At 42.1% G+C, this 18,779-nt stretch carries 10 protein-coding genes; 2 read left to right on the top strand and 8 right to left on the bottom strand.

Translation table 11 applies throughout. The annotated features are described in order from the left end of the window. Window positions 1–41: 41 nt before the first annotated feature. The gene (locus tag BM375_RS10510) at window positions 42–1,202 is read left to right on the top strand and encodes a glycoside hydrolase family 76 protein (protein ID WP_093365874.1); all 1,161 of its coding nucleotides are present in this window, start codon (window positions 42–44) and stop codon (window positions 1,200–1,202) included. A gap of 29 nt (window positions 1,203–1,231) precedes the next feature. On the opposite strand, the gene BM375_RS10505 is transcribed toward BM375_RS10510, so the two are convergent. Further along, window positions 1,232–2,191, bottom strand: a complete 960-nt coding sequence (locus tag BM375_RS10505; protein ID WP_093365873.1) for a glycoside hydrolase family 43 protein — start codon at window positions 2,189–2,191, stop codon at window positions 1,232–1,234. 270 nt (window positions 2,192–2,461) lie between these two features. Here BM375_RS10505 and BM375_RS10500 point away from each other — a divergent pair, with 270 nt between their 5' ends. Further along, window positions 2,462–3,124, top strand: a complete 663-nt coding sequence (locus BM375_RS10500) for an ABC transporter ATP-binding protein (protein WP_093365871.1) — start codon at window positions 2,462–2,464, stop codon at window positions 3,122–3,124. A 270-nt stretch (window positions 3,125–3,394) separates the two neighbouring features. Here BM375_RS10500 and BM375_RS10495 read toward each other — a convergent pair whose 3' ends face one another. The 7 genes from BM375_RS10495 to BM375_RS10465 form a co-directional block, all read right to left on the bottom strand. Then, window positions 3,395–5,776: an ABC transporter permease gene (locus tag BM375_RS10495; protein ID WP_093365870.1), complete on the bottom strand. Its 2,382-nt coding sequence runs from the start codon at window positions 5,774–5,776 to the stop codon at window positions 3,395–3,397. A 169-nt stretch (window positions 5,777–5,945) separates the two neighbouring features. Next, window positions 5,946–8,342 (bottom strand): ABC transporter permease, encoded by a 2,397-nt coding sequence (locus BM375_RS10490; RefSeq protein WP_093365868.1) that lies wholly within the window; start codon window positions 8,340–8,342, stop codon window positions 5,946–5,948. 60 nt (window positions 8,343–8,402) lie between these two features. Further along, window positions 8,403–8,534 carry a hypothetical protein gene (locus BM375_RS17595; RefSeq protein ID WP_262987263.1) on the bottom strand — a complete coding sequence of 44 codons (132 nt, stop codon included), beginning with the start codon at window positions 8,532–8,534 and terminating at the stop codon, window positions 8,403–8,405. 1,391 nt (window positions 8,535–9,925) lie between these two features. Further along, the gene (locus BM375_RS10480; RefSeq protein ID WP_093365866.1) at window positions 9,926–12,334 is read right to left on the bottom strand and encodes an ABC transporter permease; all 2,409 of its coding nucleotides are present in this window, start codon (window positions 12,332–12,334) and stop codon (window positions 9,926–9,928) included. A gap of 58 nt (window positions 12,335–12,392) precedes the next feature. Next, the gene (locus tag BM375_RS10475) at window positions 12,393–13,358 is read right to left on the bottom strand and encodes a DUF4097 family beta strand repeat-containing protein (protein WP_093365865.1); all 966 of its coding nucleotides are present in this window, start codon (window positions 13,356–13,358) and stop codon (window positions 12,393–12,395) included. Between the two features lie 303 nt (window positions 13,359–13,661). Beyond that, the gene (locus tag BM375_RS10470) at window positions 13,662–16,049 is read right to left on the bottom strand and encodes an ABC transporter permease (protein ID WP_093365864.1); all 2,388 of its coding nucleotides are present in this window, start codon (window positions 16,047–16,049) and stop codon (window positions 13,662–13,664) included. A 249-nt stretch (window positions 16,050–16,298) separates the two neighbouring features. After that, entirely contained in the window at window positions 16,299–18,713 is a 2,415-nt protein-coding gene (locus BM375_RS10465; RefSeq protein ID WP_093365862.1) for an ABC transporter permease, read from the bottom strand. Window positions 18,714–18,779 lie beyond the last annotated feature (66 nt).

Raw genomic sequence — 18,779 nt, 5'->3', positions numbered from 1 at the left:
TAGGTGTATGATTTATTAACAACGATAAACTATTGTGAACTATGAAACCTATTATTCTATTGGTATGTGTGCTCTGGAGTCTCTATGGCTATAGCCAAGACTTCAAGCAATATAGTTCTAGTACACTTGATTCCATTTATAAATATTATGGTGTGGGGTCGTTGCAATTATTTCGAGAACATTATCCATTTGATGAGAATTACAAAGCGGACTATTTAGTTACCGATGCAGAGGGAGTCAATATCTACTCTTATCTCTGGCCTTTTTCTGGCGGTTTGTCAGCACAAGTAGCAAGGTACGAATTGGAGAGCGATGTGGAAATTAAGGAGCATATCGAAAAGCATGTACTCATAGGATTAGGTAACTACTACGATATGAGAGAACCGTTTGCTTATGCATCCTACATCAACACGGCCAAAACATCTGATCGTTTCTACGATGATAATATTTGGATAGGAATAGATTTTGTTGATATGTATATGTTAACGGGTGATGAAACCTATCTCGAAAAAGGCAGAGCGATATGGACTTTCATTGAAAGTGGGACAGACGATAAACTTGGAGGGGGGATTTACTGGTGCGAGCAACGTAAAGAGTCAAAAAACACCTGTTCAAATGCTCCCGGAAGTGTATTGGCATTGAAGCTCTATCAAGCAACAAAGGAGAATAAGTTTCTTGAGAAAGGAAAAGCACTTTATCATTGGACGCAAGAACATTTACAGGATACAGTAGACCACTTGTACTACGACAATATCAATCTACAAGGCTATGTAGACAAAACGAAGTATTCCTACAATTCGGGTCAGATGATACAAGCGGCCTCTTTACTGTATCTAATTACGGGCAAACAGGAATATAAAGAGGATGCGCAACGTGTAGCTTCGGCTAGTTACGATTTCTTTTTTGACACGTATCACGATACTGACTACCCTCGATTTAAGTCAGGCAACCTCTGGTTTAATGCGATTATGTTGCGAGGTTTTATTGAGCTTTATCATATAGACGGTAATGCAGACTATCTACATACCTTCTGCAAGAATATGGAGTTCGCATGGCAATATATGCGTGATGGTCAAGGTTTGTTCGACACAGATTGGAGCCTACAACAGCGAGGTGGAAAAAAATGGTTGCTCAATCAATTTGCTATGGTAGAAATGCAAGCACGACTAGCTGCTACACTTGATAAGATAGAGCAGCCTTGATTGCTTGGTAACAAACAGAAAGCATTCCCCTATTCCAAGGGATGCTTTACTCCTTCAAATGTCATCTTGATAGGCAAGATAAGTCCATTATCGTCAAAGTGCATTTCTTCGATACAGGTCACACGGTCGTGCGCACTTGTCTTGCCAAGTGGGCGACGGTGATAAACGATGAAATATTTTTCTTCGTTGGGCACTTTGATTACAGAGTGATGGCCAGCTCCGGTAGCAATTTCGTTATCCTGTTCCAGTATAGTACCTATCCGTTCAAATGGACCAAACGGTGAATCAGCAATAGCATAGGCAACTTTGTAGTCCGGTCCTGTCCAGCCACCTTCCGACCACATAAAGTAATATTTACCATCTTTGATGAACATAAATGGTCCTTCGACGTAGTTTTCGGGTGTGACCTCTTTGTAATACGTATCATCGTCGAATGGAAGCAGTCCGGTGAAATCTGATTTAAGCTTTACCATATTGCAGTGTTTCCATCCTCCATAGTACATATAGTATGTCCCGTCTTTATCCTTGAAAACAAATTGGTCAATGGGTTGGGCTCCGTTGACAATTTTATTAATGAGTGGCTTGCCTAAAAGGTCTTTGTATGGTCCTGCTGGATTATCAGCTACAGCTACACCGATGCCACCTATCTCACCTTCATGTACATCATTTGCTGCAAAGAAAAAGTAATATTTTCCATCCTTTTCCAAGACCGCCGGAGCCCACATAGCTTGATGCGCCCAAGTTACTTCTTTGTTGTCTATAATACGTGGGTGTTTTTGCCAGTTGACAAGATCTTTCGATGAGAAAGCATCAAAAAAAAGTTGCTCACCATACGGTGCCGAATAGGTTGGGAACACCCAATAGGTATTGTCATAGACGATACCTTCCGGATCGGCGTAGTTGCCCGGGAATATGGGGTTTTGTTGTGCGATAAGGGATGTGAGAGGACCTAATAAACCAATGGTTAGGGCTGTTTTTAAAGCTTTCATATGGATTTTATGGATGATTTAAAGTTAAAGATAGGGAAATACAAGCATTTTTCATAGTGAGCAATTTCCCAATCCCCTTGGAGTAGATACGTTGAGAAAAAGCTACTCTTCTCTAACAGGAGTTGGTACTGTCCAAAAGCGGACAGAATATGTCCGATATCGGACAGTGCTAAAGTATAGTTTTTATAAAAGTATTTGAAAATGAATTCATTGTAGTTTTGGCTATATTCTTGGTGTGCTTATCTTAGAATCAACAAAAAATAAAGAACAATGATCCAACTAAAGGAAATTTTTAAGTGGTATAACGTAGGAGGAGCACGTGCTTTTGTATTGAAAGACATTAACTTAACTATAGAGCAAGGCGAATTCGTCTCAATTATGGGCCCATCAGGGTCAGGGAAATCCACGCTATTGCATATCTTAGGTAATTTGGATGACCCTAGTGAAGGGAAGTATTATTTCATGGGAGAGGATGTTTATGCTATGAAAAATAGAAAGCGAGCAGAGCTGTTTCAGTCGAGGATTGGTTTTGTGTTTCAATCTTATCACCTGATTGACGAACTAACTGTCTATGAAAACATCGAGACTCCTTTGATTTACAAAAGCATTTCATCCGGAGAACGCAGAGCTATCGTGGGAGATCTTTTGGATAAGTTTGGTATTGTTGGGAAAAAGGATCTCTTCCCAAGCCAACTGTCTGGAGGCCAACAGCAGATTGTCGGTATCGCTAGGGCATTGGCAGGGGCGCCAAAAGTGATCTTTGCGGATGAACCGACTGGTAACCTTAATTCCCGTCAAGGAGAGGAGGTGATGGAGCTGTTCAAAGGCCTAAATGAGGATGGAGTTACCATTATTCAGGTGACCCATTCCGAAAAGAATGCCGAGTATGGTGACCGTATAATTAGTCTATTGGACGGCCAATTAAAACAGTAGGGAAAAACTCTTTATAGGTTTTCGATACTTAAAACCTTGCGCAAGGAACTTTCTCTCTTGTGCAAAGTTCTGAAAAATGATGATTACGCTGCTAATTTTACCTATTTCGGTTAGGTTTCTTGTTAATGGCAAAGGTACGTCTGGATATGATTGAGATCAGTGCGTTATTCTGTCTTAGATTGTTTTGATATATTGATGCTCGAAGGGCTCTCTTTGTATACCCTTGGTATGCTGGCCTGTTAACGTTTTCGTCTGCCTTTGTTTGTAGGACTATTCATCCCTCAGACTATCTACAGGATTAGCTCTTGCAGCTTTAATCGATTCATAACCGATGGTAAGCAGTGCGACGATAAAGGTAAGGCTAGCAGCCAAGCCAAATATCATCCAGTTGATGTCAATCTTAAAGGCAAAACTATCTAACCATCTGGATGCTCCGTACCATGCTATTGGGATTGATATTACGATTGCCAAAGCCAACAAACCAATAAAGCTCTTTGTCAGTAAGTAAACAATACCTGTGACGGAAGAACCCAAAACCTTGCGGATACCAATTTCCTTGATACGCTTTTCAGCCATGAAAGCTGACAGGCCGTACAGCCCAAGGCAGGATATAAAAATACCCAATGCAGCAAAAAGATTGAACAGATTACTCAATCGATGTTCACTTTCGTAGAGTTTATCCAGTTCCTGGTCAACAAACCCATACGTAAAAGGAAAATGTGGATTGAGATCGGCGTGTATTTTTTCCAATGCATTGATAGTCGCTTCCAACTGTTGGGGTTTTGCTTTAATGATAAACATTCCTCCCCACTGATTGTAAGAAAGTATTAATGGTTCAATTGCTTTGGAAGCAGGTTTGAAACTAAAGTCTTTCACTACACCGACAATTTGCCCTTTATTTGACCATAACGCAAAGGGCTTGCCGATAGCTTCTTCGGGCGTATAACCGATGATGCTTGCTAATTTTTCATTGATAATATAATTGCTCGAATCGTTGTAACTCTTGGAGAAAGAGCGTCCTGAGACCATCTCCATGCCAAATGCTTCTATAAAGTTCTCACTGACATCCATTGTGGGAGCAATCAATTCCGAATTGGGGTCTTTGCCTTCATAGTAAAAATCTACCGTACCGCTTTTCAGATTGGTTGGCACGACATCGCTGACTGTGAAATCCGCCGTCAGTGGGTTGCTCGCCAAGGCATCCTTATAGGTAGATTGCTTGCCCCAGACTTCGCCGTTCATCTCGACGTATACCAAGTTGGACTTGTCAAAGCCGAGATTGCGGTTCTTCACGAAATTGAGTTGTTGGTAGATGACAATGGTGCCCACCAATAGAAACATGGATACGATAAATTGAGTGACCACCAATGTATTCCTAAATACAACATGCCCCCTTTTGCCTGAAGTCAATACGCCTTTGAGTACTTTGATAGGGGTAAATCCAGAGAGGTACAAGGCTGGATAGCTTCCCGCAATCAATCCTGTTATTAAAGCAATGGCCAATAAAGTCAATAACACATTCGGGTCAAATAAGTGGATTTCCAATGTCTTGCTGATGAGCACCTGAAAACCCGGCAGTGCCAACCAGACCAATGCTATGGCGATGACAAAGGAGAGGAATGTAATGAGAAGCGATTCGCCCATAAATTGAATGATGATCTGTGTACGTTCGGCTCCGATGACCTTTCTCAATCCGACTTCCTTTGCTCGTCGGGCGGAGCGAGCTGTAGATAGGTTCATGAAATTGATACAAGCAACGACCAGAATAAACAGCGCGACCATGAAAAGGGTGTCCACATAAAGGCTATTGCTGCGCCCTGCTAAATCTACCTGTAAATTGGTAGAATGCAGGTGGATATCCGGCATGGCTTGGAGCTGGAATGTTGTTTTGAGCATCGAACCGTCTACATGTTTACTGAACACCTCTTGGATTTGTTGCTCGAGTTGATGGATAGCAGTGCTGGTCGGCACAAAAGAATCGTCAAGCTTGAGGTATGCATAGTTAACAAAATTTCGCCAATCTTGTTTTGCATCATTCATCCAGCTTTCTTTTTCAATATGCTCCATCGGGAGCAAGTAGTCGAATTGCAGGTGGGAGTTGCTGGGGAGGTCGGCAAAAACAGCAGTTACTGTTAGTGGTTTTCTGTTTTCCAGTATGATGGATTGACCGACAACGTTGGTCTGGCCAAAATACTTTTTGGCCATGCTTTCAGTAATCAGAATAGCATCAGGCTGGTGAAACGCTGTTTTTTTCTCCCCATCTACCACAGCAAATGAAAAGAAATCCCAAAATGTACTGTCTGCATAGAATCCCCGTTTTTCTTCGAAACGATTACCATCACGCTCAAATGCGAAATTTACGGGATGACTAAGGCGAAGGTAATTATCTACTATCGGTAGCTTTTGCAGGAGTTCGGGAGCTAAGGGAGGAGGCACGGTCGCTGCTCGAAAATCATCCGCTAATCCACTGGTAATCCGATAGGTTTTAGCCGCATTCTCATGGAAGCTGTCGTAACTTCGCTCGTTCGCCACCCATAGCAGAATGAGGATACTGGATGCTAAGCCGATTGACAAACCCTTGATATTTAGGAACGAAAATGCCTTATAACGCCATAGGTTACGAAATGCTATTTTTATGTAGTTTTTTAACATAATGTTTATCTGTTTTAATCGGTTAAGTAATTAACCGATTTTAATTTTTTTATTCCTACTCTTACTTCCCTTTATTTATCCCATCCGTAGTGCGCTTCGCTCAACACTACGGATCGTAGGGACACATTTTTAGTTCTCAATACCCAATACTCACTACTCATTACTGTCTTTACTCATCCCTCAGACTATCTACTGGGTTGGCTCTTGCAGCTTTAACAGACTGGTATGATATGGATAAGATTAATATTATCACAATAGCCGATGCAACCCAAACGAATACCCAAGGATTGAAAGATACTCTGTATGCAAAATTATTTAACCAATTTTTTAAAAGTAAATAACTGATTGGGATAGCAAGTAGATTGGCGATCATAATGACCTTAAGGAAAGGCTTGTTCAGTTGTACAAAAAGCTGAATTATAGACGCTCCAAGAACTTTCCGGATACTCATTTCTTTTTTACGGATATTGATCTGATAGGCCGACATGCTGAATAGGCCTAAAGCCGCTATGATAATAGATAAAAATGTGAAACCATATAACACCTGTTCTAACCTTTCTTGACGGGCATGCAGTTGTTTATATTGTTGGTCTAAGAATTCAAATTCCAACGGAAGAGATTCGGCAGATGGGTTTTTTGCCCATTCGCGTTCTGCGGCTTGTATAGCTTCTTTTACCTTTCCTTCTTTGGTTTTGACCAGTAACGCACTTTTGAAATGACCAGGCCCGCATTCGTCTTTGTAGGAATAAAGGGTAGGAGTGACCAAATTTTCAAAGCCATAAGTTTTACTGTCTTTGACAATCCCGATGATAGTGAAATCTACATCGCAGCCTGTGATTTTTGCCTGTGTCGTATTCGTCCATCCCAATTCTTTTGCAGCAGTTTCATTGATAACAGCATAATGCCTGGTGCTGTCTTGCAACAGTTGGTCAAATGTGATCGTGCTTTTACCCTGGACAGTTTCTATACCAAGTGTATTGAAATATTCCAAATCAATGTTGATATGATCCATTTCCACTTCTGTGTCGATATACGTAAACTGCTTACTCGGTGGGAGATCGGATAATACGCCGGGTACATTGCTCATAGCGGACACGGAAGCGATGTTCGGATCTTGCAGTAATCGAGATTTGAGCCCATGAAATTGACCGTCCAATTTGTTGTCATAGAACATACCCACTCCTTTAAAGGTTATGATTTGGGCGGTGTCAAACCCTTTATCCGAAGAGCGGATATAACCAATCTGCCCACGTACGACAAGCGCTCCGGCAATAAATACCGTGGCGATGACAAACTGGAAAATCAGTAAACCGTTGCGAAAACCTAAACGCTGCGGATTTGTCTGTAATCCACCCTTAAGCATACGGACAGGTTGGTAGCCCGATAAGACGAATGCGGGGTATACCCCTGATAATAGAGTCGTCAATAAGATTGCCAGTGTTAGTTGCTTTGCCGTTGTTAACGTCAGCATATTTTTTATAAGGTCGTCTTGAAACCACTTAGCTAAAATATTGCCTGTTAATAAAAGCAATAGGAAAGCAATGCCTGCTGCTAATAAACATTGGCAAAAAACTTCGAATAAAAATTGCAGAGCAATGGTGGAACGCTGACCACCGAAAACTTTTTTGAGCCCTATTTCCTTTGCTCGTTTATCGGCCTGAGCTAATATGACGTTCACAAAATTTGCAGCTGCAAGAGATAGGATGACAAGAGATAAAATACCTAATAACCATACTGTCAAATATGGTGTATTGCTGCCGTGCTTCGGTCGAAGGTGTAAATTGGATAATGGGTCAAGATATATCTGCCCGTTGGAATATGCAGATGAGCGTGCTTTATCAAGTTTAGAGATTTCTTTTTGGTAAAGGTTGTTTATTTTTTCTGTCAGTGTATGGATATTTGTACCAGGTTCTGTTTGTATGAATGTCTGATAAGTGAATGGATCGCCTTCTCCTGTGTGGATATCGCGAATGAATAGAAGATCATAATCCAAGATAGAGGGCAAACGTTCTTCACTGATCCCATAAATTGCTTCATATATCCCCATAGGTATCGATACCACAGGAATTTTTTTGGGGATGTCAAACGATTGGTCGTCGGGGAATAGTTGATCGGCGAGCTCTTGGGTGACTAATGTTGCCGCCTCTTGTTCTGTGGATTTATAAAGCGGTCCTGTCTTGGAAGTTACTTGAAATATATGAGCGGCTGCTGAATCGACCTGTGTTGTCTTGTTGACAAGGATGGTTCGCTCTCCAAAAACAGGATAACCGCCATAAAAGAAATCAATTCTTCTGCCCGCACGAATCACTTCCGGAAAATTTTGTTCAATGGCTGGAGCCAAAGTGCCTGCAGTTTGATCGGTATATTGCCCATGGACTGTCAATCCCACAAGGAAAATGTTGTCATAATTAGCATTCCATTTATCGTAACCTGTTTCACGATTGATGTATTGGTAGGATAGAATAAAACCCGCGAAACCAAGCGCTAATCCCAAGATATTGAGAAAAGTAAACAGCTTGTTTTTCTGTAGATTACGCCAAAAGAATAGGAAAAAATTTTTTGTCATCTTTTTCTGAAATTATGTGCGTTGTGAGATTACTTCTTGTTTTATAACTTTTTGCAATCGCTAAGCCATAAATGTAACTGTTTGTGAATAAGGGTGTTTTGAAATACGTATTTCTGAGAACTGTTCGATATCGGACAGTAGTTGTTCGATACCGAACAGTGCAAAGCGTGAAGGTATTTCTTTCTTCGTCATCCTTTCTGTCGCAAGTCCAATGTCATTAAGTTAAGAGATGTATGCCCGTTTTCTTGTCATGACTCTCTAAAAAAGAAGAGTTAATAGATGCTTCGACAAGCTCAGTATGACATAAAGTGCACAGTATCTCCTTAAACTTGATGCGGATGTGAACTGAAGAGGAGAAGCATCTACTTTATACGGTCTATTTATATTTTGCTTCGCAGAGCCTTCGGGTTTTCCTACTGTCGAAATGATATATTTTCGCTAAATTAATGACAGGAGTAACAAGATACTGTTACACGCAGCCCTGTGAGAGAGGAAATGATATACAAATGATAGGTAAATGTCAATAATCCCTATGAATAAATCAATTTCCCTCTGTACTTTATGTCTAATCCCTGGGGAGGAGAGGTATTCCCCTATGGGATTGTCCCTTTATCTAAGGGAAATGAGGTATTACCTATGGAAACGACAAGAAAGCTGTTGGGAAGTGTGGCACTTTCCAAGGGGTTCGTACTTTTCTCCTGTTTATTCTTTTTAAACCCCAAGGCGTTTGAGATAAATCCCGAGGAGAAAAGACTAAATCCCAAGGGAATTTTTATAAATCCCAAGGGGAAATCCATAAAACCCAAGGGAAATGTGGCATTTTTCATGAAAAATATAAAGTAGCCATGAAGCCTTTGTAGATAAGGTATTGGGGGATAAGAGCAAAAAACAATGTGGTAAAAACGTGCCAGAATTTTCGGAAAAAGCGTACAAAAATGGCACGCTTTTTTTCGTTTTCAGCATATATCCCATTCTATATTTGTTATCATGGCTGTCTCATTAAAATTTAATATTGTTCTTTGAAATATAGTTAGTTACAGGTGTTTTCGGAGTGAACGTACTTGAAAAATTGTATAAGAAGCGGTCGTATTGCATCTCTGGGATGATTATCCTGCATTCATTCTCTTACTGTCCTTAGACTTCCGAAGAGTGTTTAGGGACTTTATAATGATAGGTAGTCTCAGACTCCCCTTTATTTACCCCATCCGTAGTACGCTTCGCTCAACAGTAGGATAGCAGGATTCAAAAGACCTATAAGGTTTTCGAAAACCTTATAGGTCTGTGTTTTTTCCAAAACCCCGTACTCGTTTGCAACGAGTATGCAGATTCTTCACAAACAGAATCTATAAATAACATCCTCGTTACCGCTATGCTCAAACGAGAGAGGGTTCCTCCCTTACTGTCTTTAGACTTCCGAAGGGTGTCTAAAGACTTTTCAATGATAGGTAGTCTCAGACTACCCTTTATTTATCCCATCCGTAGTGCGCTTCGCTCAACGCTACGGATAGCAGGGGGCTGTTTTTCCAATACGGATAGGAGAGGTCTCGTTTTTTAGTCTCAATACCCAATACTCACTACTGTCCTCACTCATCCCTCAAACTCTCCACAGGGTTGGCGGTAGCCGCTTTGATAGCCTGTATACTGATGGTACATAAAGCTAAGAAAATGGTACTGATACCGCCAAGTGCAAACATCCACCAACTGATATTCACATGGTACGCAAAATTTTCGAGCCATTTGTTCATCATCAACCAAGCGAGTGGCGTTGCGATAGCAAAGGCAATCAGGAGTAAAACCACAAAATCTTTGGATAACAACATCACAATGCCCGAAACGGAAGAACCCAATACTTTGCGGATACCGATTTCTTTAACCCGACGGTTAATCATCAATAGCGCCAAAGCAAATAAACCAAGACAGGAGATGACGATAGCCACCGTTGCGCCACCGATGACAATCCGCGAGAAGCGCTGCTCGGTTTTATACATGTTATCGGTGTTTTCGTCTAAATACGAAGGACTGATTCTCGCTTGCGGATTTACTTTCTTCCAGATTTGCTCGACTTTGTTGATGCTTTCTGACAGATTGTTGGTTTTCAAACGTACGAAGATATATTCGATAGGGAAACCAACCTGCCTGTTGATTAGTGTGAGCGGTTCTACTTTTCTTTTCAAATCCTGAAAATTGAAATCATCGATAATGCCGATAATAGGTGGTTTTCCGTTGAGATTGAGTGCATCGCCCAGTACTTTGTCAACACCTCCAAGCTGCTCAGCTAGTTGTTTATTGATGATAACAGCGGCTGTATCGGTAGCGAAAGAGCGGTCGAAATCACGTCCGGCAACTAATTGGATACCTAAAGTCTCTAAGTAATCAAAGTCAATACTCATAAAGTTGGTGTGGAGTTGCTTTCCTTCATGTTCAAAGCCCAAGGTACTGGTACCTGTGCTTCCATCGCGTCCGCGTCCGATGTTCATATCGGCAGCGCTGACACTATGCACCCATGGCAGAGAAGATAGTTCGTTGCGCATCTGCTGAAGCGCCTGATCGTGATCGATACCACTTCCAATCGGAATACTGATCACTTCGGATTTATCAAAACCCAAAGGTCGGTTGGCGATGTAATGCAGTTGAGAGCTGATGACCGTCGTAGCAACAATCAATACCATGGCAATGGCAAATTGCAGGACTGTAAGGCTGTTGCGTAGGCGTCCGGCTTTGACTACGGCCGCGCCTTTGAGGTTTTGGATAATATTGGTTCGGGCAATGCGCCATGCTGGATAGCCACCTGCAAAAAGCGTGAGTAGGGTAAATATCCCTACAAAAATGATAAGATTTCGTGTATCAATCAGCTGTGCAATGCTCAGCTTGTAGTTCATATTAGCATTGTATTCCGGCAAGATAAGCCATGCCAGCCCCAGCCCCAGCAGCAAAGCAATCAAACATAGCACAAAGGCTTCTGTCCAAAGTTGCTTAACCAATTGTGCAACCGTGCCGCCTAAGGTTTTGCGTGTTCCGATTTCGCGGTTTCGGCTCAGGGAGTTGGCTAAAGAAAGATTGATGAAATTTGAACATGCGACAAATAAAATCAAACCAGATATAATCAACAGAACCCATGGGAAAGTAGGGGATCCGGCTTCGCCCAACCCGAGATTGTTGAGGTGGTACCTCGCCATCGGGAGGAGATGTAGCGAAAGATAATTTCCATTTTTGTCTGGCAAGCCGCCATTGCGTTTCAATACATCCTGGCTACTTTTATAATGCTGTTCTATAAATGTAAGAGCGGATTTACTGAAAGCTTTATCATTGATTTTTGATGATTTCACTTTCACGAAGATATTGTGATCCTGATGACTCCAATCTTCTTTCCGGTCTTGATAATCCGCTTTTTGCTCAAAGCGCATCAAACTGCTGAAGTTGAGGCTGGAATTGGAGGGAAGGCGTTCGATAACAGCACTAACTGTCTTTGGCTGCCATTCTCCGTTGGCATAGACCTCGACCTGTTTCCCGACTACATCCGTACTATTGAACAGATTTTGCGCCATCGCATCATCTATCACAATATTATCCATTTCTGTCAATGCTTTGTTATCTCCCTGGATGGTGTTGAAATTGAATATATCCAGAAAATCGGCATCTACAAATTTGGTGTTGGATGATATTTGTTTGTCGCCATGGCGCAGAAATATTTCGCCGTTATAATATCGACTGAGGTATGCTATTTCCGGCAGCTCGGCTTTCAACAAAGGTCCAACTGGAGCCGGAGTGGTAGCATTAGCATGAACGTTACCTTCGGGTTGGGTTTGGAAGTAGACCAGACCTATTCGATCATAATCTTTGATGAATTTATCATAGGACAGTTCGTACATCGCTGTCAGGTAAAGCAAAGTAGCCGCTGCGATGGCAATGGCTAAACCGAAAATATGAATGCCACTGAGCATTTTGCTCTTTGATAGGCTTCTCCATGCGATTTTAAAATGGTGCTTTATCATGTTGTTTATATGTTTAATCTGTCCTGATGTTTTTATTCTCAATCACCTGAGCGTATATTTACAACCAAGACAATGCGACGCTACCACTTGAACTACTTGCAGTAATAGACGATCCCCCTCCGTTTAATTTTCCTTGTATGGATTTCTTTGTTTTTGTTCCATTAAAATCTCCACCGGCAAGGTCTACTCGAGAACCGTGAAGGTCTACATCATAAGCGCCCTTAGGTACTGCAATTCGTACACTTCCGCCACTGGTTGATAGTTGCAGTGATTTGGTTACCTTGGTTACGGATGCGTTGATGCTGCCACCGGATGTACCTGCCTGAATATTGCCTTCACATGCGTCTAAGCTGATACTTCCTCCCGAAGTTGATGCTGTCAATGTGCCGGAGACATCTTTGGCAGTGATGGATCCACCTGAAGTGTTCGCGCTGATTGTACCACGGATGTTATCCAATCTGATAGATCCGCCAGCTGTAGTCACACCAATATCGCCCTGACTATCCGCCAATCGTATGCTTCCGCCAGCTGTTTGTCCTTTGATATTTCCAGCGAGTTGGGATAACGTTAGGCTACCACCAGCCGTTTGAAAGTTCTGATTTCCTTCCAGATTGTTTAATGTAATACTACCGCCTGCCGTATTTATATCGGATGCAATCTTTTTTGGAACTGATATGCGTAGAGAGACAGATAACGGATTGTTACCTCTATTATTTTTACGTTTCGCTTTGGCTACTAATACACCATTTTTAACCTCCAGTTCCAGATCATATTCTTTTTCAAAGAGTGTTTGAAGGTCTCCGCCTTTCGTACGGCTATTACCATTCGGGCTGAGGATAACGGCCACTGTGGCTTTGCTGTTATTTCCGCCTTCTACTTTGATGGAACCGCCCGATGTACTGGCTTCTAATTTCTGCACGGTCGATGCCGTAAAATCTTTTTCTACGTAAGTTACCTCTTTCTGTTGAGCGACCAAGAAGGAAACCCATAAAATCAAAGAGGCTGTCAGTAAGGATGTTTTCATGTTATTTGTGGTTAAATGCTATTAATGAATATGTGTTATTTTTAATAATCACAGGACAATAGCTTTGCCAAAAGTGTAAGTTGTTGTGATATAGGTTGTTTTGTTTTTGCTTAGTGTCCGTTACCGAACAGTTGCTGTTCGGTAACGGACATTTTTCTGTTCTATCCCAATGATAGGGAAACAGCGGGAAGTACAGTGAGATCAAAGTGTACTATGCAGCTGCTTATATCATTTCTTTTGCTCTAATATTCTATCTGTAGTGCGCTTGGCTTAACACTATAACACTACGGACAGCAGGGAGGATTACTCATCCCTCAAGGAATCCACCGGATTGGCCATCGCTGCCCGAATCGCTTGCCAGCTCACTGTTGACAACGTAATCAAGGCTGTGATACACACCGCAAAGGCAAATATTCCCCATGAAATTCCTATCTTATAAGAATAGTCCTCCAGCCATTTGTTCATCACATACCATGCAATGGGAGAGGCAATCACAAAGGCTAAGAGCATTAATGCCAAAAACTCTTTGGAAAGCAAACGCGTAATCTGAAAAACGGATGCGCCCAATACTTTACGTACGCCGATTTCCTTGATACGGCTTTCGGCCATATAGGTTGCCAAACCAAATAAACCCAAGCAGGAAATGAAGATAGTCAAACCGGCAAAGAGAATCACCAATTTATAGGTGCGTTCGGCTCGACTGAATTTTTGGGCGTAAGCCTCATCCACAAAAGTGTAACCAAACGGAACGTTAGGATTGTACTTCTTCAACACCCGTTCGATGGTGTTCAGGTTATCCCGTATTGAATTAGCCGGATTGAGCCGGAGGTGAACAAAGCTTTCCCAAGACAATTTTGGGCCCTGGACGAGCAGTGGCCTTATCTTCGCCTGAAAAGGCGACTCGATAATAAAATCCTTAATGACGCCTACTATAGGCATATATTCCGTACTACCTTTATAATTCATTCTTTTGCCAACGGGGTTGTCCATGTTCATCGCTTTAGCAGCTGTTTCTGTAATAAGCATGGCCGTGCTGTCCGAAGGAAACTTTCTGACGTCGATATCCCGTCCCGCAACTAACTCAATACCCATGGTCTTTACAAAATCAGCATTCGCTCCTATACGTACGAAATCTACTCCTTCTTCACTTTCGTTACTGCCTTCCCATTCGTATCCACCTCCTAGACTCCAGACTTGTGTAATCGGACTGCTGGTCACCGTCATGGACAGAATACTGCCCTGATTTTCCAATTCGTGCCTTACTGACTCGATATGTTTTGGGAGCGCTACGTCATAGTCGAGATAAATCAACTGCTCTCTATCGTAGCCCGCTTCCCTTTCCGTGACGAAGCGTATTTGGTTGGAAATGACAATAGTCGCTATTAATAACACAATGGCAAAGGTAAACTGAATGGTCACCAATACTTTTCGTGGTGTAAGTGCTGATTTGGCCTGCCGAAATGTGCCTTTCAATACCTTTACCGGATTGAATGAAGAAAGGTAAAAGGCCGGATAGCTCCCAGCAACTAGGCCAGTGAACAAAACAAACAACAGCCCGAACAACCAAAACAACGGATTTTGTACCGGAATGGATAATTCCATTTGTACCAATTGATTAAAATAAGGCAACACCAAGGCAACCGTTACCAGTGCAATGACAAGGGATATCAAACTCAATAACATACTCTCACTTAAGAATTGCATAATCAATCCTTTGCGTGCTCCGCCCACAACTTTACGGATGCCAACTTCTTTTGCCCGTTTTTCACTCCGTGCAGTACTGAGGTTCATAAAGTTGATACAAGCGATCAACAAAATAAGGGTAGCGATGACGCCAAACAGACGTACTGTCACCAAATTACCAGCAACCATTCTGCCATTTTCGGACTTGTTATAGAGGTAATAATCGTTTAACGAATGGGTAAAAACCTCGTGCGTAGATGGAAAGATATCGGCCTTTGTATAGTCTTTCTTCACATTCTTGATTTTTTCATCAAATACCGGCTGTGATGTTCCCTCCTTCAACATGACATAGGTTTTTGTTGAATTGTTGCCCCAATTGGTATCTTCACCTCCTTCCAAGACATCTGAATATTTCATGGAGAGGAGATAATTAAAACTGAATTGTGTATGATTAGGTAAGTCTTCCAAAATACCGGTTACGAGCAACGGCTGCTTGCTATCGAGTACCACTGTCTTGCCTATTGCTTCATTGTCCCCAAAAAGCGCTTTGGCCAACCCCTTGGTCAAGACGATATTATAGGTATCGCTCAACGCCTGCTCGCTATCTCCCTGCATCATAGGAAAAGAGAACATGGACAGGAAATCAGCATCTACGAATTGTCCGGTAGACTTGATATTCTTATCATCAACGGTGAAAACGGATTCTGTCCGGCTTAATCGGCTGTATGCCTCTACTTCCGGATAATCAGCCTTCAAGGTCGGTCCCAATATTCGAGGCGTGACGTCCCACGCTGCAATATTTCCATTAGATTGTTGATTGCGGTTATACAGCACATACGTACGGTCTCCCTTTTCATGGAAGCGGTCCATGCTCATTTCATTCTGTATCCACAACAGAATCAAGACTGCTGCCGCCATTCCGATGGACAAACCAAGGATATTTATCGCTGTATAGCCTTTATTACGGACAAAGTTGCGAAATGTGGTTTTTAAATAGTTTTTCAACATACTGATTCAGCGTTTAATCGATTAATAGTTTAACTGTTCTATTTAAGACCTATAAAGTTTCTGAAAACCTTATAGGTCTGTGTTTTTTCACTGTCCTTAGACTTCCGAAGGGTGTTTAAGGACTTTCCCATGATAGGTAGTCTCAGACTACCTTTTATTTATTCCCATCCGTAGTGCGCTTCGCTCAACACTACGCGATTGCGGGGGGACGTATTTATTAGTCTCAATATCCAATACTCACTACTATCATCACTCATCCCTCAGGGAATCCACAGGATTGGCTTTGGCAGCATAGTAGGTTCTTGTTGACAGAACGAGGATGGCTACGGTCAGCAAGCTCATCGATGCTATAGCGAATACCCACCAACTTAAGGGCGTTTTGTACACGAAGTCTTCCAACCATTTGTTCATAAAATACCACGCAATAGGAATGGCGATTATGCAGGCTATCAAAACTAGGATTACCAGATTTTTCAGCAACATCACGATAATCTGTGTGACGGAAGCGCCCAACACTTTACGGATGCCGATTTCCTTCGTGCGTTGGTTAGCCGTAAACATGGCTAAGCCGAACAACCCAAGCGAAGCGATGGCCACCGAGAGCCCTACAGCCCAGTTGAGTAATTTGGAGAGTTTAAGTTCAGTCTGATAGAATCCTTTAATGGTTTCATCCAGAAATTTATATTCGAACGGGCTTTCCGGATAAATTTCCGTAAATGCTTTTTCCATTTTGGCGATGGCTGTTTTCCATGTAGATGGATGCTCTTTGTCCAAAGCAATGTGCATGACATAGCCGCCTTTGCGGCTCCAATACATCGTCGGACGGATTTCAGTGTGCGCCGAACCGATATTAAAATCTTTCATCACGCCAACAATAGTATAATGTCCGTCCGTAAATGTTTTTCCGATAGCTTCCTCCGGAGAATTGACTTCAAGGAGTGGCAACATCTTTTCGTTGACCAATGCCTCAAAATAATTGGCGGAATCCAATACACGCACATTCCGTCCGGCCACTAATGGAATGTCATATACTTGTATATAATTTTCATCACCATTGCGCGCATCGAACGAAATGTTTTTATCCTCTTTGGTCGATGCGTCATACTGGAGCGTACTGGTCATCATTCCTTGGAACGCAGGTGATTGGTTACCAAAGCTTACCGCTTTAATCTCGGGTATCTCCATCAATTTGTTTTTTAAGATGTCACCTTTGTTAGCACGGTTTATATCAGGGACGTAAAAGTTAATAAGCGCATCCTTACGGAAACCCATATCCATTTGTGTCGCAAAGTTGATTTGCTTGCTGACGAAAAGCACAGCAATTAAAAATACCTGTGCTAATGTAAATTGAAAAATGGTCAGTGCTTTTCGTACCCAAGCACTGCGGGAAAGGTTCGAGTTTTTAGACACCTGATTTTTCAGGGCAAGTACAGGCGCATAGCCCGTCATAACCCAAGCCGGATAAAAACCGGCCAGTAAGGTTACGCCCACCAGTTGAATAAGCAGAAAAGCGGCCGTCGCGCCAATTGGAATGTTACTTACAGTAAATCCTTTGGGGAGAAATCCTTCAAAAGCATGCACCAATATAGGTAGTAAAAGAATGGATAATACCGTTGCTATACCCGAGACGATAAGCGTTTCCATTAAGAACTGACTTATAAGACTACCCTTGTTGCTTCCCAAGGTCTTACGAATACCGATTTCCTTGGCTCTTTCTATAGATTGCGCCGTAGAGAGATTGATGAAATTGATAGCACCCAAGGCCAGTAAAAATATCGCCAAGAAGATAAGATTCCGTAAAGTAGCAGGTTTGACAGCGTTATAGTTGTATTCCGCATTAAAGTGCACGTCTTTCAAGGGTTGCAGTAGAAATTCATCTTTCCAGGCTCCGGCAACAGGCTTTTTGTATTTCCGTATAATTCCGTCTATGCTTTTTTGCACAGCAACAGGCCTTGTCCCGGGATTGAGCAGGACAAGGCAATTATAGGTATCGTTATAATTGCTCCACGCATCCCAATTGTGATATTCTTTCAAGCTTTCGCTGGCCGCAATAGTGGCTATAGATATATAGCCTTTGTATTTGAAATCGGAGTTCTCTTTCATTTCTGCGACCACGCCGGCCACCTGTAGGGGTATACTATCGGCATACCAAATCGTTTTTCCGACAGATTCAGCAACAGGTATTCCTGGAAAATAGCGGTGGAAATTCTCCTCGCTCAGTACAATCTGATTGGCCTGAGTGAGATTCTGTACATGGCCGGATAGCCATTGATGCGGAAAAATGGTGAAATAGTCTTGATCGGTGAAGATGAGGCCCTTTTCTTTCGGAAATATTTTTAGATCATCCTTTCCCGCTTGCTTAATCTTTAGCTTAGTTTCGTATATCTGGAATAGCGGAGCTACTGCCTCCAGTCCCGTGATCTCCTCATCTATAGCACGGATCATGGGAACCAGCACCGCAGCACTTTTAAAATCACCATTACTGACAACCCTATACACCCGATCCCCATGCGGAAGATGCTTATCAAAGCTGTATTCATAACGCACCATCAGGAAAATAATCAAAGTGGCACAGATCCCAATGGAAAGACTCATGATATTGATCGCTGTGATTAACTTATTCTTCTTGATATGCCGAAAAGCAGTTTTAAAAAATGTTTTCATGTTAAAAGTTATTTTGTGATCAGCGGACAATTGTCAGTAATCAGTTTATTGTCTTTGTTCTTTTGT

This window comes from Sphingobacterium wenxiniae (genome assembly GCF_900116225.1).
Taxonomy (GTDB): domain Bacteria; phylum Bacteroidota; class Bacteroidia; order Sphingobacteriales; family Sphingobacteriaceae; genus Sphingobacterium; species Sphingobacterium wenxiniae.
Note: the sequence above shows the minus strand (reverse complement) of the source record. Positions and strands in the feature narration are given on the sequence as shown.